This window comes from Rhizobium sp. BK312, from assembly GCF_014193605.1.
Classification (GTDB): domain Bacteria; phylum Pseudomonadota; class Alphaproteobacteria; order Rhizobiales; family Rhizobiaceae; genus Rhizobium.
In genome coordinates this window covers 678,913-697,206 of the sequence record NZ_JACHZP010000001.1, presented here as the reverse complement: position 1 = coordinate 697,206, position 18,294 = coordinate 678,913, and the positions used below count along the sequence as shown (strand labels likewise).

The 18,294-nt window shown below is 59.0% G+C and carries 15 protein-coding genes and 2 pseudogenes; 5 read left to right on the top strand and 12 right to left on the bottom strand.

Annotation, left to right across the window (positions count from 1 at the left end; genetic code table 11):
- Position 1 precedes the first annotated feature (1 nt).
- The 3 genes from FHT85_RS03355 to FHT85_RS03345 are packed head-to-tail and all read right to left on the bottom strand — an operon-like array spanning position 2 to position 3,471.
- Positions 2-919 (bottom strand): ABC transporter permease subunit, encoded by a 918-nt coding sequence (locus FHT85_RS03355; RefSeq protein ID WP_112411575.1) that lies wholly within the window; start codon positions 917-919, stop codon positions 2-4.
- Positions 916-1,839, bottom strand: coding sequence for an ABC transporter permease subunit (locus FHT85_RS03350; RefSeq protein WP_112411576.1), 924 nt, complete (start codon positions 1,837-1,839; stop codon positions 916-918). The genes FHT85_RS03355 and FHT85_RS03350 overlap by 4 nt, the downstream gene beginning before the upstream one ends.
- 51 nt (positions 1,840-1,890) lie before the next feature.
- Positions 1,891-3,471, bottom strand: a complete 1,581-nt coding sequence (locus FHT85_RS03345) for a peptide ABC transporter substrate-binding protein (protein ID WP_112399129.1) — start codon at positions 3,469-3,471, stop codon at positions 1,891-1,893.
- Between the two features lie 291 nt (positions 3,472-3,762).
- On the opposite strand from FHT85_RS03345, the gene FHT85_RS03340 reads away from it, so the two are divergent.
- Entirely contained in the window at positions 3,763-5,409 is a 1,647-nt protein-coding gene (locus FHT85_RS03340; protein WP_112411740.1) for an alpha-glucosidase family protein, read from the top strand.
- Here the strand turns inward: FHT85_RS03340 and ade are convergent, their stop codons facing one another.
- From ade to FHT85_RS03300, 8 genes and pseudogenes are all read right to left on the bottom strand, one after another.
- A complete protein-coding gene (gene ade, locus FHT85_RS03335; protein WP_112411577.1) occupies positions 5,410-7,107 on the bottom strand; it encodes an adenine deaminase in 1,698 nt (565 codons plus the stop codon).
- A gap of 169 nt (positions 7,108-7,276) precedes the next feature.
- Positions 7,277-7,670, bottom strand: a pseudogene (locus tag FHT85_RS03330) (endonuclease domain-containing protein).
- Positions 7,671-7,791: 121 nt separating this feature from the next.
- Positions 7,792-9,120, bottom strand: a complete 1,329-nt coding sequence (locus tag FHT85_RS03325; RefSeq protein WP_112411578.1) for an aspartate aminotransferase family protein — start codon at positions 9,118-9,120, stop codon at positions 7,792-7,794.
- A 340-nt stretch (positions 9,121-9,460) separates the two neighbouring features.
- The gene (locus FHT85_RS03320) at positions 9,461-9,778 is read right to left on the bottom strand and encodes an ArsR/SmtB family transcription factor (RefSeq protein ID WP_015340680.1); all 318 of its coding nucleotides are present in this window, start codon (positions 9,776-9,778) and stop codon (positions 9,461-9,463) included.
- Between the two features lie 372 nt (positions 9,779-10,150).
- Positions 10,151-10,636, bottom strand: a pseudogene (locus FHT85_RS03315) (HugZ family protein); the annotation flags it as partial.
- A 36-nt stretch (positions 10,637-10,672) separates the two neighbouring features.
- Positions 10,673-11,722 carry a choline ABC transporter ATP-binding protein gene (gene choV / locus FHT85_RS03310; protein WP_112411580.1) on the bottom strand — a complete coding sequence of 350 codons (1,050 nt, stop codon included), beginning with the start codon at positions 11,720-11,722 and terminating at the stop codon, positions 10,673-10,675.
- On the bottom strand, positions 11,719-12,564 hold the full coding sequence (gene choW, locus FHT85_RS03305; RefSeq protein ID WP_112334793.1) for a choline ABC transporter permease subunit: 846 nt from the start codon (positions 12,562-12,564) through the stop codon (positions 11,719-11,721). Before choW ends, choV begins: the two co-directional genes overlap by 4 nt.
- Before the next feature lie 184 nt (positions 12,565-12,748).
- The gene (locus FHT85_RS03300) at positions 12,749-13,696 is read right to left on the bottom strand and encodes a choline ABC transporter substrate-binding protein (protein ID WP_409527319.1); all 948 of its coding nucleotides are present in this window, start codon (positions 13,694-13,696) and stop codon (positions 12,749-12,751) included.
- 243 nt (positions 13,697-13,939) lie between these two features.
- On the opposite strand from FHT85_RS03300, the gene FHT85_RS03295 reads away from it, so the two are divergent.
- The 4 genes from FHT85_RS03295 to FHT85_RS03280 all read left to right on the top strand — a co-directional run bounded on the left by FHT85_RS03295 (position 13,940) and on the right by FHT85_RS03280 (position 17,423).
- Positions 13,940-14,521 (top strand): thymidine kinase, encoded by a 582-nt coding sequence (locus FHT85_RS03295; protein ID WP_112411581.1) that lies wholly within the window; start codon positions 13,940-13,942, stop codon positions 14,519-14,521.
- Positions 14,522-14,610: 89 nt separating this feature from the next.
- A complete protein-coding gene (locus FHT85_RS03290; protein ID WP_112411582.1) occupies positions 14,611-14,994 on the top strand; it encodes a c-type cytochrome in 384 nt (127 codons plus the stop codon).
- A 69-nt stretch (positions 14,995-15,063) separates the two neighbouring features.
- Positions 15,064-16,086: a hypothetical protein gene (locus FHT85_RS03285; RefSeq protein ID WP_112411583.1), complete on the top strand. Its 1,023-nt coding sequence runs from the start codon at positions 15,064-15,066 to the stop codon at positions 16,084-16,086.
- Between the two features lie 197 nt (positions 16,087-16,283).
- Positions 16,284-17,423 (top strand): DUF2333 family protein, encoded by a 1,140-nt coding sequence (locus tag FHT85_RS03280; RefSeq protein ID WP_112411584.1) that lies wholly within the window; start codon positions 16,284-16,286, stop codon positions 17,421-17,423.
- Positions 17,424-17,559: 136 nt separating this feature from the next.
- Here the strand turns inward: FHT85_RS03280 and FHT85_RS03275 are convergent, their stop codons facing one another.
- Positions 17,560-18,291 carry a helix-turn-helix transcriptional regulator gene (locus FHT85_RS03275; protein WP_112411585.1) on the bottom strand — a complete coding sequence of 244 codons (732 nt, stop codon included), beginning with the start codon at positions 18,289-18,291 and terminating at the stop codon, positions 17,560-17,562.
- Positions 18,292-18,294 lie beyond the last annotated feature (3 nt).

Sequence of the window (18,294 nt, the reverse complement as noted above, 5' to 3'; positions counted from 1 at the left end):
GTCAGCGATCCTTCGGATCGAATGCGTCGCGCAGACCGTCGCCGATGAAGAGCAGGCTCATCAGCAGCGCGACCAGGAAACCGGCCGGGAAGAACAGCAGCCATGGCGTCGTCTCCATACCGGCCGAACCTTCGGCAATTAGGGTGCCGAGCGATGTCAGCGGCTCCTGAACGCCGAAACCGAGATAGGAGAGGAAGCTCTCGGTCGCGATGATTTCCGGGATGGTGAGCGTCGCGTAGATGACGACCGGGCCGACGAGGTTCGGCACGATGTGTTTCAGGATGATCTTGAACGATCGCTGCCCCGATGCACGGGCGGCCTCGATGAATTCCCGCTGCTTGATCGACAGGGTCTGGCCGCGCACGATACGGGCCATGGTGAGCCATTCGAGTGCGCCGATCGCCGCAAACAGCAGATAGACGTTGCGGCCGAAGATCACCATCAGCAGGATGACGAAGAGGACGTAGGGCAGGGCGTACATGATATCGACGAAACGCATCATGATTGCATCGACGCGACCGCCGAAATAACCGGCAACGGCGCCGTAGAGCACACCGATGATGACCGAGACGAGGGTGGCGACAAGTGCGACCGTCAGCGAGACGCGGGTGCCGTAGAGCGTGCGCGCCAGCAGATCGCGGCCGTTGCCGTCGGTGCCGAAATAGTGGCCGGCGGCAAAATCCGGAGCGCCTCGGAAGGACGTCCAGTCCGGATCCTCATAGTTGAAGGGCAGGAAATACGGGCCGAATATGGCGACCAGAACCAGCACAGCCAGTATGACCAGCGAAAGTGCCGCCGCCTTGTTGCGCAGGAGACGACGCATCGCGTCGCCGGTGAGGGATCGCCCCTTGGGTGCGAGCCCCTCTGCCGAAAGCAATTCCGCTTCCAGCAATTCTCTCTTGGCGGAATTGAGGATCATCGCATTCTCACTTTCGGGTCGAGCCAGGCATAGGCGATGTCGACCAGTAGGTTGAGGACCACGATCAGGACCATGTAGAAAACGACCGTGCCGAGGACCATGCCGTAATCGCGGTTGAGCGCTGCGCCGACGAAGTAGCGGCCGACGCCGGGGAGGCCGAAGATGCTTTCGACCACCAGCGAGCCGGTGAGGAGGTAACTTGCCGCGGGTCCGAGATAGGAGACGACGGGCATCATGGCCGGCTTCAGCGCGTGGCGCATGATCGTCAGCCGCGGGCCGATGCCCTTGGCCTTGGCGGTGCGAATGAAGTTCTGGCTCATCACTTCGATCATCGAGCCTCGCATCAGGCGAGAGATGCGAGCCGCGTGCGGCAGGGTCAGGACGATGATGGGCAGGATCAGGAACTTGATCGAGCCGTCGCCCCAGCCGCCGACCGGCAGCCAGCCGAGCGTATTGCCGAAGATGAGCTGAAGGATGGGGGCGATGAGGAAGCTTGGCATGACCAAGCCGATGAGGAGGCCGCCGCCCAGCCAGTAATCCGCTGCGCGGTTCTGATAGAGCGCCCCGAGACAGCCTATGAAGACGCCGACGATAGTCGCGAGCACGAAGGCGGAGCCACCGATGGTCAACGTATAGGGGAAGCCGGACATAATCTGCTGGGTGACGGTGAAGTCCTGATTGGCGAAGGAGGGGCCAAGGTCGCCCTTCATGACATCGCCGACATAGATCAGGTATTGCTCAACCAAGGGCTTGTCGAGGTTGTAGTGAGCCGCGAGGTTGGCTTTGACTTCCGGCGGCAATGGCCTTTCGCCATCGAAGGGGCCGCCGGGAGCGAGGCGCAGAATGAAAAAACACACTGTCACGGCAATCCACAGAACGGGGATTGTCGACAGCAAACGACGGAGAGCGTAGCCAAACATGATCTTAGACGGCTCCCTCCCGGTTGTGTTCGGGAGGGAGCCTGTTCCCAATTATTCTTTAACCGACAGCCAGCGCGTACGGTGGATGTCCTGGATGTTGTCGACGAAGCCCTGGACCTTCGGGGCGACGATGTTCTGGGAAACGTAGTAGTAGATCGGGATTGCGGCGCTGTCGTCGAGGGCCAGCTGCTCGGCCTTCTTGTAGATCTCGGCGCGCTTCTTCAGATCGATCTCTTCATTGCCCTGCTTGATCAGAGCATCGTAGTCCTTGTTGCTCCAGCGGCCGTAGTTCATTTCGACGCCGGTGGACAGCAGGTTCAGGAAGTTGATCGGATCGTTGTAGTCGGCGAGCCAGCCGGCACGGCCGATCTGCACCTCGCCGCGCTGCATTTCATCGTAATGCACCTTGGTTTCGGTGTTGTAGAGCTCGATATCGACGCCGAGCGGCTTCCACATGGCGGCGATCGCAACGGCGATGCGCTTGTGGTTGTCGTTGGTGTTGTAGCGCAGCTGAGCCTTCAGCGGATGATCGGGACCGAAGCCGGCTTCCTTCAAGAGCTTCTTGGCTTCTTCGACCTTCTGCTTGTACGGTTCGTCCTTCCAGCTGACATAGGCCGGTTCACCGTAATTGGCGGTACCTGGCGGTACCCAGGAATAGGATGGCAGTTCGCCGGTGCCGAGAATCTTCGGGCCGATGACCTCGCGGTTGACGGCCATGGAGAGAGCCTGGCGCACGCGCTTGTCGTTGAAGGGCGGCTTGGTAGAGTTCAGGACGTAGTAGTAGGTGCCGAGGAAGGGCACCACATGCGCCTGGCCGGGCAGGTTCTTCTGGATCCAGTCGAACTGGTCGGCCGGGAAGGAGGTCAGGATATCGAATTCGCCGGCGCGATAGCGCTTCAAGGCAGCGGCCTGATCTTCCAGCGTGTAATAGTTGACGTTGTCGATCTTGATGTCCTTGGCGTCGTAATACTGGTCACTCTTGACCATGCTGACGTGCGAACCGGGCACCCATTCGGTGGGCTTGTACGGGCCGTTGGTGACGATGTTGCCGATCTTGACCCACTGGTCGCCCTTGGCTTCCACGACATGCTTCGGCAGCGGATAGGCCGTGTAGTGCATCAGGGCGTTGAGGAAGTAGGGTGTCGGGTTTTCAAGCGTGATTTCGAGCGTCTTGTCGTCGATCGCCTTGACGCCGAGCTGTGTCAGATCCTTGATCTCGCCCTTGTTGATCTTTTCCGCGTTCAGGATCGTGTACTGCAGATAGGCGTATTGCGCGGCGGTCTTCGGGTCCATCAGGCGCTGGAAGGCAAAGACGAAGTCCTGAGCCGTCACAGGTTGGCCATCGGACCACTTGATGCCGTCGCGAAGCTTGAAGGTATAGACCTTCTGGTCGGGCGAAATGGTCCAGCTTGCAGCCTGGCCGGGAATTGGGTTGTCCTTTGGATCCTCGGTCACCAGCCCTTCGAAGATATCGCCGTCGATACGGTTTTCCCAATCGCCGGAAATTTTTTGCGGATCGAGCGAAGTCGGGTCGCCGCCATTGTGGATATTGAGGGTCGCGGCATGCGCGGAAACGCTCAATATCGTGCTGACGAAAGCCGCAGCGATAAATTTTCTGGTGATATGCGCCATATGTTTTCCCACCTTTCTGGAGTTCTTGTCCTTGTTTTACAAGGGTGTTTTTGATCCGCAGGTGACCTGTACGTGCAGGTCAATGCGCGAAGTTATCGAAAGCGACGTCGCTTTCAAGTTAAAAAAAGTCGGGCATGCTTAGCGTGTGAACTTTCATATTGATAATTCGCTTAAATTGATACTGCGAATTTATCCGCCGATGGTTGAGCTTTTCGGATGGCCGATTTGCGGCTTGCCGCCTGCGCACGAGTGTGCAAACTGGAAGGCCTTGTGCGATATCGAGGCGGTTTGATGAAATCGACGAATAAAGCGGCGGGAGCCGACTGGTGGCGCGGGGCCGTGATCTATCAGGTCTATCCGCGGTCGTTTCAGGACACGGATGCCAACGGACTGGGAGATATCAAGGGGATCACCCGGCGCCTGCCTCACATTGCCGCACTCGGGGTCGACGCAATCTGGCTGGCGCCGTTCTTCACCTCGCCGATGGCCGATATGGGCTATGACGTCGCCGATTATTGCGATGTCGATCCGATCTTCGGCACGCTTGCCGATTTCGACGAGATGATGACGGCAGCGCACGACCTCGGGCTTAAGGTCATTATCGACCAGGTTATCTCGCACACCTCGGACCGACATCCCTGGTTCGTGGAAAGCCGCGCAAGCCGCGACAATCCCAAGGCGGACTGGTATGTCTGGGCCGACCCGAAGCCGGATGGCACCGCGCCGAACAACTGGCTGTCGATTTTTGGCGGGCCGGGTTGGGAGTGGGATGGCGTACGCCGGCAATATTACCAGCACAATTTTCTGACCTCGCAGCCGGACCTGAACTTCCACAATCTTGAGGTCCAGGATGCTGTGCTCTCGGCCGTCAAATTCTGGCTTGATCGCGGCGTAGACGGTTTTCGTCTGGATACGGTCAACTACTATTTCTGCGACAAGAAGCTTCGCGACAATCCGCCGGCGCTCGTCGCAACCGGCGGGCTCGATGCCCCCGAGAGCAACCCTTACGGGATGCAGAACCATCTCTACGACAAGACGCAACCGGAGAATATCAGCTTCCTGCGGCGGTTCCGGGCATTGCTCGACCAATATGAGGATCGCGCGACCGTCGGCGAAGTGGGGGATGGTGCGCGCTCGCTGCAGACCGTGGCCGCCTATACCAGCGGCGGCGACAAGCTGCATATGTGCTACACGTTCGACCTTTTGGGGCCTGATTTCACGCCGACGCATTTCCGCCGTTGCGTCAGCGATTTTCAGGACAATGTCGTCGATGGCTGGGTCTGCTGGGCCTTTTCCAACCACGATGTCCAGCGGCATGTCAGCCGCTTCGCCAAAACGGAGGAGGAGCAGCCGCGCGTTGCAAAGCTCGCGATTTCGCTGCTTTCCACATTGCGCGGTTCGATCTGCCTCTATCAGGGCGAAGAACTCGGTCTGCCGGAGGCAGAGTTAGCCTTCGAGGATCTGCGCGATCCCTACGGAATTCGCTTCTGGCCGGCATTCAAGGGGCGTGACGGATGCCGCACGCCGATGCCCTGGGAAGCGGGCCGTGCTCATGCGGGCTTCACGACGGCCGACAAGTCATGGCTGCCGGTTCCCTACCAGCATGCATCCCTTGCGGTGGACAAGCAGGAAGCGGATGAGCACTCCGTGCTGCATCACTACCGGCAGACGCTTGCTTTCCGTGCAGAACATGCGGTCCTGCGCGACGGCGATATGACCTTCCTCGACACGGAGGAAGACGTTCTCGCCTTCACGCGCTCCAAGGGTGACGAGACGCTGCTCTTCATCTTCAATCTCTTCCGCAAGCCTGTGAAAGTTGCTTTGCCCGAGGATATCAAGCTTGGCGTGACGGTCGCCATGCCAGGGTTTGGCACGGCTGATGCCGGGGCTGCGGTGACGCTTTCGGCGCTGGACGTTTATTGCGGCAAGCTTGCCTGATCAGCCGATCAGCATGAACTTGTCGACATCGACCAGGCCCTTGTCCGATATCTTCAGATGCGGGATGACGGGCAGGGGCAGGAAGGCGAGCTGGAGGAAGGGTTCTTCCAGCGTTGCGCCGAGGGCATAGGCCGCCTGGCGCAGATGATGCAGCGTGTCGCGCACGCTTTCATAAGGTTCGAGGCTCATCAGGCCGGCGACGGGCAGGGCGATTTCACCTGTCACGACGCCATCCTCGACGACGACGAAGCCGCCATTGATATCACTGAGGCGGTTGGCGGCGAGCGCCATGTCATCCTCATTGACGCCGACGACGCAGATATTGTGGCTGTCATGGCCGACTGTGGAGGCGATCGCGCCTTTCTTCAAACCAAAACCTTGGACGAAGCCGTTGGCATGGTTGCCGTTCTTGCCATGCCGCTCGATGACGGCGACCTTGATGATATCGTTACCGAGGTCGATAGCGGTCTGGTTGCCCTTAGTCGGCAGGCGATAGCGGCGATGTTGGGTGATGATCTTGCCGGGCGTCACGCCAATGACGGAGCTCTCGCCTTCTGCTACCGGCACACCGAAATCGGCGGCATTGATCGGGCGGGCCTTGACGCTGTCGAGGCCGACCGGCTCGACCGAACCGCGGGTCGCAAAGAGTTCGGCGGTAACGCGGCGGCCTGCGGAAAAGACGATCTCGGCCTTGCAGTTTTTCAGGCTATCGATGACGACCAGATCTGCGCGCCATCCAGGCGCCACGAGACCGCGATCCCGAAGGCCGAAGGCGCGGGCTGCGGAGATCGAGGAGGCGCGGTAGATCGCCAGCGGCTCGACGCCATGGGCAATCGCCGTGCGGATCATGTAATCGAGGTGGCCCTGTTCGGCGATATCGAGCGGATTTCGATCGTCTGTGCAGAGTGCGAGGTGGGGTGACAGGCGCTCGGTGATAATAGGCATCAGCGCGTGCAGATCCTTGGAGACGGAGCCCTCGCGCACGAGGATATGCATGCCTTTGCGGATCTTTTCCAGCGCCTCCTCTGATGTCGTCGATTCATGCTCGGTGCGGATGCCGGCCGCGAGATAGCCGTTGAGGTCATTGCCGCGCAAAAGCGGCGCGTGGCCGTCGATGTGGCCGCCCTGGAAGGCTTCGAGCTTCGCCATGCAGATGGGATCCTTATGGACCACGCCGGGGAAGTTCATGAATTCGGCAAGGCCGATGACCTTGGGATGGTTGCGGAAGGGCAGGAGCTTCTCGATTGGCAAATCGGCACCCGAGGTTTCCAGATGCGTTGCCGGCACGCAGGAGGAGAGCTGGACGCGGATGTCCATGATGGTCTCCTGCGAACAGTCGAGGAAGTAGCGTATGCCTTCCGTGCCGAGCACGTTGGCGATCTCATGCGGATCGCAGATGGCGGTGGTAACGCCATAGGGCAGGACGCAGCGATCGAATTCGAGCGGGGTTACCAGCGAGGATTCGATGTGAAGATGGGTATCGATGAAGCCCGGCACGACGATGCGGCCGGCAATATCGATCTCTTCGCGTCCCCGATAATCGCCGCAGGTGCCGACGATGCGATCGCCGCAGATGGCGATGTCCGAAGCGACCAGCTCTCCCGTCACCAGATCGAAGAAGCGGCCGTTCTTCAGCACGATATCCGCAGGCTCCCGGCCGACGCCCTGGTCGATATAGCGTTCGAGTTTGGTGGTCATGGCTTTCCTACCCGCTGTGATTCCGTATAGCCCCTCACCCTAGCCCTCTCCCCGTTCTACGGGGAGAGGGGATCTGTCCGAATTTGTTGATAGGGCAGTGTTTCTTACGGCCTGGCGAGAACTAAGACTCCCTCTCCCCGTAGAGCGGGGAGAGGGCTGGGGTGAGGGGCTATTTCGAACACGCTGCCGGAAGAAATTTGAAATCACGAGCCGCTACAGCTTCGGTCAACCTGCCTTCGCAGATCGCTACGATGGTTTCGAGAACTGCCGGCATGGCTGTGAGGACATCAATGTTCCAGAAGCGTGCGACAGACCAGCCTTCAGCGGTCATGAATGGTATCGTGCTTGCTGTTGGCATGTTGACCGCCATCGATCTCGATGACCAGGGATCGCTCTCGGCAGGCAAAGTCAGCGAAATAAGGACCGATTGGAAACTGCCGAACGAATTTGACGCTGTTCAGCCGACGGTTGCGAAGTTCCGACCAAAGTTTTGCTTCCGCATCGTTGTCCGATTGCCGAAGCATTCTTGCGCGCTGTGTCGTTTTAGGTTCCGGACCGCGCATCTCATTGTCCTCGTGAACGGCACCTCACCCTAACCCTCTCCCCGCAGGCGGGGAGAGGGGATACCTCGAATGCGCCGATATCACTGTGCCTCATTGGGAAGAGGCAATGAGATATTTCGCCTCAGATATTATTTTGCAAGATCTCTCTCAGCTTGCCGAACAGCTCGTCGATGTGATGTTTCTCGATGATCAGCGGCGGCGACAGTGCGATGATGTCGCCGGTGGTGCGGATCAGGAGCCCCTTTTCATAGGCCTTCAGGAAGGCGGTGAAGGCGCGCTTGGTGGGTTCGCCGGCGATGGGATCGAGCTCGATGGCGCCGATCAGGCCGGTGTTTCTAATGTCGATGACGTTCGGGCAATCCTTCAGGGAGTGCAGAGCGTCGGCCCAGTAGTCGGCGAGTTCGGCTGCGCGCGTGAGCAGGCCTTCTTCCTTGTAGGTGTCCAGCGTCGCCAATGCCGCGGCCGAGGCGATCGGGTTGCCGGAATAGGTGTAGCCATGGAAGAACTCGATCATGTGCTCGGGTCCCTGCATGAAGGCGTCGTGAATCTCCGAGGTGACGAAGACCGCGCCCATCGGAATGACGCCGTTGGTCAGACCCTTGGCTGTCGTGATGATATCCGGCTTCACATCATAATATTGGGCGGCAAAGGGGGTGCCGAGGCGGCCGAAACCGGTGATGACTTCGTCGAAGATCAGCAGGATGCCGTGCTTGGTGCAGATTTCGCGCAGCTTCTGCAGATAGCCCTTCGGCGGGATGAGCACGCCGGTGGAGCCGGCGACCGGCTCGACGATGACGGCCGCGATCGTCGAGGCGTCATGCAGAGTGACGATGCGCTCCAGTTCGCTGGCAATATCGCCGCCATGCTCCGGCTCGCCGCGAGTGAAGGCGTTCTTGCCGGGCACATGGGTGTGCGGCATGTGGTCGACACCAGTCAGCAGCGTGCCGAACATCTTGCGGTTGGTGACGATGCCGCCGACGGAGATGCCGCCGAAATTGACGCCGTGATAGCCGCGCTCGCGGCCGATGAGGCGGAGGCGCGAGCCATTGCCCTTCACGCGATGATAGGCAAGCGCGACCTTGAGCGCGGTCTCGACCGATTCCGAACCGGAGTTGGTGTAAAGAACGTGGTCCATACCCTCAGGGGCAATATCGACCAGCCGGTTCGCCAGTTCGAAAGCTTTGGGGTGGCCGAGCTGGAAGGCGGGTGCGTAGTCGAGTTCGCCTGCCTGCTGGCGGATGGCCTCGGTGATCTTCGGGCGGCAGTGCCCGGCGTTTACGCACCACAGGCCCGCAGTTCCATCCAGCACCTGCCGACCATCATGGGTAGTGTAATACATATCCTTGGCGCTGACGAAGAGGCGCGGTTCCTTCTTGAACTGGCGGTTGGCCGTAAACGGCATCCAGAAGGCGCGCAAATCGTTGGGGGCGGCATTCAAACGGTCCGACATGCTGTTCTCCAATGGCCAATTCGGGGGGCCATTTCCCGGCCACGGCCTACGCCGCGCTATTATATTTACTGCTTGGTCAAATTATCAGCCGCCTTTTTGGCGTCAAGGCAAAGATGGCGGTGAAAGCGACAGGTTGAGCGTCGAAGAATGCGTGTCGACATATCGGGGAGGAAAACGGACCACGAAGCACCGTGAGGTAGTCCCCATACGAAAAAACTGGCAAATCCAAGGATTTGCCAGTTAAAGCAGTAAAACACCTGGTAATGAAAGCAAGTCGATCTTTCGAGATTTAAATTGTCCCAAAAGATCATACGTCGACAGGCCGGGAGCTATCTTAGCTCTAGGCAGCCGATCTACTTTTTTCCGGCTCGCAATAAATGTCTTCCAGCGTTTCGAGAACACGGATCACGGATTCCGATGTGCTGGAGTAGTAAATAGTTTGAGCATCACGACGCGTCTTGACCAGCTTTTGGGCACGAAGCTTCGAAAGATGCTGGGAAAGTGCTGATTGGCTCAGTCCGACCTGATTGGCAAGAACGCCAACTGGAACTTCGCCTTTAACGAGACTGCAAAGGATCAAAAGACGCTTCGGGTTCGCCATTGCTGATAATAACGCTGCCGCAACATTAGAGTGTTCGGCCAAATCTCTTGTCTTCATCTTTTAAACTTCCCAATGCGGAGCGAACATCAGAAATTGTGCTATTTCCAACCCGGTCCTTACCGATATCTAACAATACCAAGAGCGGTCGAAGATTGTATATACCTAAATTTAAGGTATCGAGTATGCTGTTTTAGATATGTACGTATGATGCTCCGGCGATGATGCAGGCGTCCCTAACGTCCCATCTAGGGGCTCGATTAGACCAAAATAGGTCGATTCTTATCGTTTCGGAGCAGCAAATATGCCAAATTTGGTCACCGAAGATTTGCAACCCACCAATATCAGCCGTTTCTACTTCGAGCTGTCCGACTACTAATTCTCGCACTATTGTATGATTTATTGCCGGCGCGCTTTGTTTTCGGTTTAAAGCATCATCAGGTCCTGCGAGGACAAGATATAAGCCCTTCCGAAGCCGCCGTTCAGGCTGGCATCCAGAGGAACGAGGCGGAAGAAGCAGAAGTCCGGAAGGTCGATATAGAGCTTAGATTTCGGATGACGATCGAGAAAAAGCGTTCGGATGCGATTGTGAGCTTGGCTTTGCCGACCGATGCGCTCCGCGCTGCAACGTAGGGTCAGGCGAGGGTGGGCGAGAGGATCGCCCTTGCCAGGCTCGCCGAAGAGCGCCGAAGCGCGGCTGTCCTTCATCAAAGCCTTGGTATGTGAGGAGAGGCCGGAGACCAGGATGACCGGAGCGCCATCGGCATCCATGGCAGTCAGGACGCGGCTGACGGCGGGAAAGCCGGTGTCGGGATCGATGACGGCCAAGGCTGCATGTGCGGCTTTGTGCATGAGGTCGCGCGCCTGAATGCGCGCATCCTCATCCGTTTCCCTTAGCACCGATGGCTTGTCGTTCATTGCCTGCTCCATGAATTGAGGAGCGGTCGCGAACGACTACTCCTTTCGCCGGTGGCTGGTGAGGCCCGACACCACGTCTTGCGCGGAGATCGTTCCGATAATCGTGCCATTGTCAACAACGCCGATATTGCCCGGCTGGCGCGTCAGGGCGTCGAGGATATCGATGAGCGGTGTCGCGGCGGTTGCCGTCGCGGTGACGGAACCTGCATTGGCCGAATGTCCGACGCCCTGCTGCATGACATCCCGCGCCGTTAGCATGCTGATCGGGTTCATGTGCTGCACGAAGTCGGCAACATACTGATCGGCAGGGTTCTTGACGATCTCCTGTGGCGTTCCGCACTGGATGATATGGCCGCTTTCCATGATGGCGATGCGGTTGCCGATGCGGAATGCCTCGTCCAGATCGTGGCTGACGAACAGGATGGTGCGCTTCAGGCGGCGCTGGAATTCCAGGAGTTCGTCCTGCAGGCGGGTGCGGATCAATGGGTCGAGGGCCGAGAACGGTTCGTCCATCAACAGGATCGGCGCGCCTGTCGCAAAGGCACGGGCGAGGCCGACGCGCTGCTGCATGCCGCCCGAAAGTTCATTGACCTTGCGATTGGCCCATTGCGTGAGGTTCACGAGCTGTAGCTGCTCGTCGACGCGCTTCTTGCGCTCGGCATCCGGCACGCCGGCAAGCTCGAGCCCAAAGCCGACATTGTCGGCGACCGTCCGCCAGGGCAGCAGCGCAAACTGCTGGAAGACCATAGAGACGGTGTGCATGCGCAGGTCGCGCAGGGCCTTGGGGGTGCAGGAATAGGGGTTGACGGCGCCGTTCTTGGTGTTGACGGAGACCTCCCCACGCACCACAGGCGCAAGTCCATTGACGGCGCGCAACAATGTTGATTTGCCGGAGCCGGACAGGCCCATGAGCACGAGAATTTCGCCTTCTTCGATTTGCAGCGAGGCATTGGCGACGCCGAGCACCATGCCCGTGGACTTGCCGATCTCGTCGCGCGACTTGCCTTCGTCGACGAGTTTAAGTGCGGCATCGGAACGATCGCCGAAGATGATGCTGACATTTTTGAAATCGACGGCGACAGTCATGAGTGGTCTCCTTCGCCGGGCGCGCGGAACATACGGTCGAGAATGATCGCCAGGATGACGATGCAGGCGCCGGAATCGAAGCTCTTGGCGACATTGACGCTATTCAGTGCGCGCAGCACGGGCACGCCGAGCCCAGGGGCGCCGACGAGTGCCGCGATCGAGACCATCGAGAGTGACAGCATGATGGTCTGCGTCAGGCCAGCCATGATCTGCGGCGTGGCAAAGGGCAGCTCGACCTTGCGCAGAACCTGGCGAGGCGTCGCACCGAAGGATTCAGCTGCCTCCACGAGCGAAGGGGGAGTGGAAATAATGCCGAGGCGGGTCATGCGGATCGGTGCAGGAAGAGCAAAGACGACGGTGGCAACCAGGCCCGGGACCATGCCGAGACCGAGCAGGATCATTGCCGGCACCAGATACACGAAGGTCGGGATGGTCTGCATCAGATCGAGGATTGGTCGCATGATGGCGTAAAGCCAGGGACGGCGGGCTGCCGCGATGCCGAGCGGCACGCCCACCAGCATGCACACGAAGGTGGAGGCCAATACCAGTGCCAGCGTTTCGGTCGTCTCTTTCCAATAGCCCTGGTTGATGGTGATCAGCAGGCCGATCAGCGTGAGGACCGTGATGGTGACGCTCCGGCGCATCCAATAGGCAAGTGCCGTGAAGGCGACGACGACGATCAGCGGATGCGGTGCCTGCAAGAGGAACAGCAGCCCTTTGATTCCGTGCGCGACCAGGAAGGAAAGGCCGTCGAAGAACCACGTGACGTTGCTCGTCAGCCAGTCGACGACGGCTTTGGCCCATGGCCCGATGGGGATGCGGTAATCGGTTAACCAGTTCACATCTTTGCCCACGATTGGGGGCGGCGTTTCCGATTGTTGCGTATGATGCCGGAGATGCCGCCGTAGAATAACGGTCTGTCACGCCAGGCGGACCATTGTCCGAGTGATGGCGGGACGCGAAAGCAAGCAGTCCGTTCAAGGAAGAGAAAGGGGCGGTTTGGCCGCCCCTCCATCCATCCTCGTATTACAGGCCGAGCTTGGCCTTGACCGCCGCCAGGCCGTCACCGCCATCCTTGGTGGTGACGCCGGCAAGCCAGGGCGTGACCGCCGACGGATTGGCCTTCAGCCATTCGGTGGCAGCCGCTTCCGGCTCCTTGCTGTCGTTCAGGATCTTGCCCATGATTTCGTTTTCCATCGGCAGCGAGAAGACGAGATTCTTGACGAAGGCGCCGACGTTCGGGCATTCCTGCAGGTAGCCGGCCCGGACGTTGGTATAGACCGTCGCGCCGCCGAAGTTCGGTCCGAACACATCGTCGCCGCCGGTGAGGTAGGTCATCTTGTAGGTGGTGTTCATCGGATGCGGCGCCCAACCGAGGAAGATGATCGGCTTGCCTTCCTTGTCGGCGCGGGACACCTGCGCCAGCATGCCCTGCTCGGAGGATTCGACCACTTCGAAGCCCTTGAGGCCGAAGGTGTTCTTGTCGACCATGTCGATCACCAGACGGTTGCCGTCGTTGCCCGGCTCGATGCCGTAGATTTTGCCGTCGAGATCGTCCTTATGAGCGGCGATATCCTTGAAGTCCTTGATGCCGAGCGCGGCACCCTTTTCGTTGGTCGCGAGCGTGTACTTGGCGCCTTCCAGGTTGGCGCGCACGGTTTCGACCGACTTGTCCGCGGCGAACGGCTTGATGTTCTCGGCCATGGAGGGCATCCAGTTGCCGAGGAAGACATCGATGTCCTTGTTCTTAAGCGACTGGTAGGTCACCGGGACGGCGAGCACCTTGACGTCGGTGTCGTAGCCGAGTGCCTTCAGAAGAATGGAGGCGGTTGCCGTGGTGGAGGTGATATCGGTCCAGCCCACATCGGCAAAATGTACGGTGCCACAGCTTGCCGGTTCGGCTGCGGAGGCCGTGGTGGCTCCCAATGTCAATGCGGAGAGAGTTGAAGCGAAAGCGAATGCAGTAAGGGTCATTTTTATCATTGCGTGACTCCCAGTCTAACGTTCCCAAGCAACCATCAATAACTGACATTTTCAAGCGACCACAGTGTATTTGCGGCGGTTTGAGGGGGCTGAATGCGACGCCCGTCTTTTTATGTCCGCCGGTGGCCAAGGCTTTTGCGCCCTGGGCCACGCCTGTCTGAATCCTGTGGTTTTCGCCAAGACTATCTTTTCTTATCGTCGCGCAGCTCCCATGAAGCATTCAAGGAGAATGTCATGGCCAAGCTCTACTTCCATTATTCGACGATGAATGCCGGCAAATCGACGATGCTGCTCCAGGCTGCCTATAATTATCAGGAGCGCGGCATGCGCACCGCAGCCTTCATCGCAGCCCTCGACGATCGCGCCGGCCGCGGCACGATCGCCTCGCGCATCGGCCTGACGATGGATGCCTTGCCGTTCGAAACGAGCGACGATCTCTATGCGATGGTCGATGAAATGCATGCAAGCGAACCGCTCGCATGCGTCTTCGTCGACGAGGCGCAATTTCTGACGCGCGAGCAGGTCTGGCAGCTTGCCCATATCGTCGATCGCCTCGATCTTCCGGTCATGACCTACGGGCTGCGCACGGATTTCCATGGACATCTGTTTCCGGGATCGCAGGAGCTGCTGACCATAGCCGACGAGTTGCGCGAGGTGCGCACCATCTGCCATTGCGGACGCAAGGCGACGATGGTGGTGCGCTTGGACGCTGCCGGCAATGTCGTCCGCGAAGGCGCGCAGATCGAGATCGGCGGCAGCGACAAATATGTTTCGCTCTGCCGTCGTCATTGGGAAGAGGCGATTACCTGCGAGTGAAGCAGCCGCTCGTGCAGGCTTTCGATAGCGGTTCTTACTATTTTCGGCACGTAATTGCGTATCGAAGTCGAGGCTGACGGGGAGAGACGATGAGACTGCAATGTCTGGCGGCGGTCATCCTGTTTGCTTCGGTTTCCTCTGTGCTCGCGGATGGCGATGCGGTCGCCGGTGCCGCCGTTTTCAAGAGATGCGGGTCATGTCACACGGCGACCGGCCCCGATAATCGCGTCGGTCCCTCGCTGATGGGGATCGTCGGACGAGCCGTCGCAAGCAAGCCGGATTACGCCTACTCGCCGGCGATGAGGGCATTCGGGGCTGACGGCAAGGTCTGGGATGAGGCGTTGCTGCGGAAATATCTGCCGGCGCCGCAATTCCTCGTCAAAGGCACCCGGATGGCGTTTCCAGGCCTGAAAAGCGACAAGGATCTCGACAATCTCATCGCCTATCTGAAGAACCCGGCCGCTGCTCAGTAGCTTTCGAGCATTTCCTTCGCCTCCGGAAGCAGCTAGTCTTGCGCCAAAGGTAGGGGAGGGAATGTTTTCATGCTCAGGCCTCATTCCTTCGATGGCATGCTCGACAGGGCGCGCACGACGCTCGAAGACGCTATGAACGACGCGAATTCGGCAGTAGCGACGCTCGCCCGCCACGCCAGGGACAGCGAGCACGCCGCAGCCGTTAATTTTCCTGTCGAAGAGGCATTTGTTCGCGAAGCGGTCGAATTGCTCGACCGTTGGAAATCAGTCGCCCTGTCGCTCGTCAAAGAGCTGGATCATGCGACCGACGAGGCTGATCTGCAGCATCGGCGATTGTTCAATGAGAAGCTTGGCCTTGAAAATGCAGGCTTGCTCAGCCGGGTGTTTGCACGCAGACCCATGGGGCCGGATGAGATCATCGTCAATGTCGACGCGGCCCTTGCTGTATCGGCCGAACTCGATCTTCTTTTCAAGCAGGCGAGACCCGTATTCTCCCGGTGCTTTCGTGAATGCGAACTTCAACTCGAAGGCGTGATCGAAAGGCGGAGGAAGCTCGATTTCGAGATAGAGGAGGTGCAGCGCAGGGCTGACGTCCTGGCGGAAAAGCTCATGTATCAGAGGCGCAACCGCCCATCTTCACGCCATGCCGATCTGCAGTCCGAACTCGAAGCGGACTATCGCGCTCTGGTGACCGAGCAGGATGATATTCGGCGGCAAGAACAGGGGCTTCAATCCCGCCGCACCGTGCGGCAGCGCCTCATAGACATTTACGAAGGGCTGGCGGCTGCCCTGAACAATCAGATCGCCGCCATCGGCGCGATGGCAGCCAAACTGAGCGTCGATATCGAACAGCGGATCGCCCTGCTCAAGGCATTGGCGTCAGAAGTGGAGCCGGCATCGATTAGGGTTTCGCGAACGGGAGTGGTCGAGAGCCTGATCCAGGCCTTCGAGGCGAATGTGCTGGCGGGGCATGATCTTGCCGTGCGCAAGGCTCATGTAGATGCTGTCTTCAAACGACGGTTGGAGCCTCATCCGCTGCCTGCATCCTCGGATTCGAGCGAAGTGGCGGAAGAGACGCAACCTGAAGGTTGATTGCTGTCCGTCACGGAAAATTCCGTTCGGACGGTTGTTGTTTTTCCCAAGAACACATATTTGCTGGAACGCGAGTGGCGATAAGGACTTAATGATCCGAGGACCGCGGCGATTTTCGCGGCGTCCATTGTGCAGGTTGGTGTGGTGCGTCCTTCGCGTGTCGGCAGGATGCGCGGTAGGGTTTAGGAGGCGTGTCCATGCTTGACTCGATCACGGCGTTCTTCAAGCGGATCTGGGCCGCTTTCGCGCGCTGGCTGGGATTGGTTTTCGTCGGGCTAAGCTGGCCATTTCTTGCCGCTCATGGCTGGTATCGGCAGCGCAACTGGCTGATCAAGCTGCCGCTTGCTGCCTTCGTGGCGTTGATGGCGCTGCTTTATGTCTATTTCGTTTGGCAAACGCAGGTCTGGACCGGGTTCAATCCGGCCTATCCGGACGTCTACAAATTCTCCGAGCGCAAATATTCCGCCGGACAGGAGCTGCCTGCGACGGATGGTCAGCAGGCGGCTGCCACAGCACCTAAAACCTGCCAAACCTCGGCTGTCGTCGACGTTGCCACCGATCTGACCGATTTCAACGTCAACCAGAATGCCTGGATTTCCTCGATGCTGCTCTACAAGCTCGGTTTCTTCGGCATTTCATGGGATGACACGCCCTTCCTCGACAACAAGGCTTCCTTCCAGCGGGGCATCAATTCGGTCGTTCGCCGCACCTCGGCGGAGTTGGTCGATACGCTCGGCCGCGTGCGCGGAACATCCGGCATCAACAGCGATCTGCAGAAGGCGCGCGGCAACCTGCAGTTCGACGAGTCGAGCTGGTATTTCGGCCTGCATCCCTTCGGACCGAAGACGCCGAGCCCAAGCTATTACCGCGCTGCAATGAGCAATCTGCGCAGCTTCAATAGCGACCTCGGGAATTGCAAGGCGATTTTCGACGGACGTGCCGATAACCTCCTGCAGTTCGTCGACCATATTGCCAACGATCTCGGCAGCACGGCGGATATATTGGCCCGGAGGGCGGGGGATCACAGCTATGGCTGGCTGGATATGCGGGCTGACGATCGTTTCTGGTTTGCCTATGGGCAGCTGTATGCGAGCTACGGTATCCTGATGGCGGCCCGCTCGGATTTCCAGCAGGTGATTGCCGAACGCAATGTCGCCACGCTCTGGGCCGATGTCACGACGCAGCTGCAGACGGCTTTGCGCATTCAACCTTTCATCATTTCCAATGGGCCTGAAGACAGCTCCTTCATGCCGAGCCATCTTGCGACCATGGGCTTCCATATTCTGCGGGTGCGTTCGAGCCTCGTGGAAATCCGCACGGTCCTGGGCGGTCGCTAAACGAAGCCCAGCGGGCGGAGACCCAGTAGGCGGACCCCGACGCTGAGCCCGGCTGCCGAGCTCAGTTTTGCGTCCGGAACTGCGTAAGAACGAGAAGATAAAGCGTTTTCGCGATTCGAAGAAAAGCGGAAAAGCTCTAGCTTATCAGCTTCAGGCGGATGGCTTTTGCGACGAGCTGGGTACGGTTGACGCAATCGAGCTTCTTGATCGCGTTCATCATATACGCGTTGACCGTATGGTCGGAGAGCGAAAGAATCTGGCCGATCTCGACCGAGGTCTTGCCTTGGGCCGTCCAGCGGACCACTTCCAGCTCGCGCGCGGAAAGCGAATGCGGCGCGGCACCACCGTTGCGCTTGAGGCAATTATAGGAATCGAGCGCCTGCAGCATGATCAAGGTGAGTTCGTTGATTTCACTCTGGCCGAGGCTGTTGCGATTGCCCATGAACCAGAAAACGAGGCGCTGGCCATCCGGAGCATTAACCGGGATTATGACGCTCATCGGACAATTGTAGCTAATCAGGAGTGCTCGAAGCTCGCTCGGCACATCGGCGTCAGGTTCGGCATCTTTTTCCAGCAGATGCCATGCGCGCGGCATCACTGAATCACGCGTGCGCAGCAGCATAGGACAGCGGCGAACCAGATGATGCCGATCGAACTCACGCACGAACTGTGCGGGCACCGTCCCCTCGATAAGCAGCGGCGTCATCATCGTATCATCGGGAACCGGGGCGTTCATCAGAGCCACATGACTGAAGCCAAAAGCCGATCCCGTCCGTTCCAGGCCCATTGCAAACGCCGCCTGCGTCCGAGCGGCAGCCAACTCGGCAGAAAGCAGCAATTGTCTCTCGGCGGTAATGATATAGGACATATG

Coding starts and splice junctions, on each gene's coding strand:
- FHT85_RS03285 (WP_112411583.1), top strand. CDS start 15,064: ATGCTCAGGCCTCATTCCTTCGATGGCATGCTCGACAGGGCGCGCACG.
- FHT85_RS03350 (WP_112411576.1), bottom strand. CDS start 1,839: ATGTTTGGCTACGCTCTCCGTCGTTTGCTGTCGACAATCCCCGTTCTG.
- FHT85_RS03325 (WP_112411578.1), bottom strand. CDS start 9,120: ATGTCGGACCGTTTGAATGCCGCCCCCAACGATTTGCGCGCCTTCTGG.
- FHT85_RS03345 (WP_112399129.1), bottom strand. CDS start 3,471: ATGGCGCATATCACCAGAAAATTTATCGCTGCGGCTTTCGTCAGCACG.
- ade (WP_112411577.1), bottom strand. CDS start 7,107: ATGACCACCAAACTCGAACGCTATATCGACCAGGGCGTCGGCCGGGAG.
- FHT85_RS03290 (WP_112411582.1), top strand. CDS start 14,611: ATGAGACTGCAATGTCTGGCGGCGGTCATCCTGTTTGCTTCGGTTTCC.
- FHT85_RS03295 (WP_112411581.1), top strand. CDS start 13,940: ATGGCCAAGCTCTACTTCCATTATTCGACGATGAATGCCGGCAAATCG.
- FHT85_RS03355 (WP_112411575.1), bottom strand. CDS start 919: ATGATCCTCAATTCCGCCAAGAGAGAATTGCTGGAAGCGGAATTGCTT.
- FHT85_RS03300 (WP_409527319.1), bottom strand. CDS start 13,696: ATGACCCTTACTGCATTCGCTTTCGCTTCAACTCTCTCCGCATTGACA.
- FHT85_RS03320 (WP_015340680.1), bottom strand. CDS start 9,778: ATGAAGACAAGAGATTTGGCCGAACACTCTAATGTTGCGGCAGCGTTA.
- FHT85_RS03340 (WP_112411740.1), top strand. CDS start 3,763: ATGAAATCGACGAATAAAGCGGCGGGAGCCGACTGGTGGCGCGGGGCC.
- FHT85_RS03275 (WP_112411585.1), bottom strand. CDS start 18,291: ATGTCCTATATCATTACCGCCGAGAGACAATTGCTGCTTTCTGCCGAG.
- FHT85_RS03280 (WP_112411584.1), top strand. CDS start 16,284: ATGCTTGACTCGATCACGGCGTTCTTCAAGCGGATCTGGGCCGCTTTC.
- choV (WP_112411580.1), bottom strand. CDS start 11,722: ATGACTGTCGCCGTCGATTTCAAAAATGTCAGCATCATCTTCGGCGAT.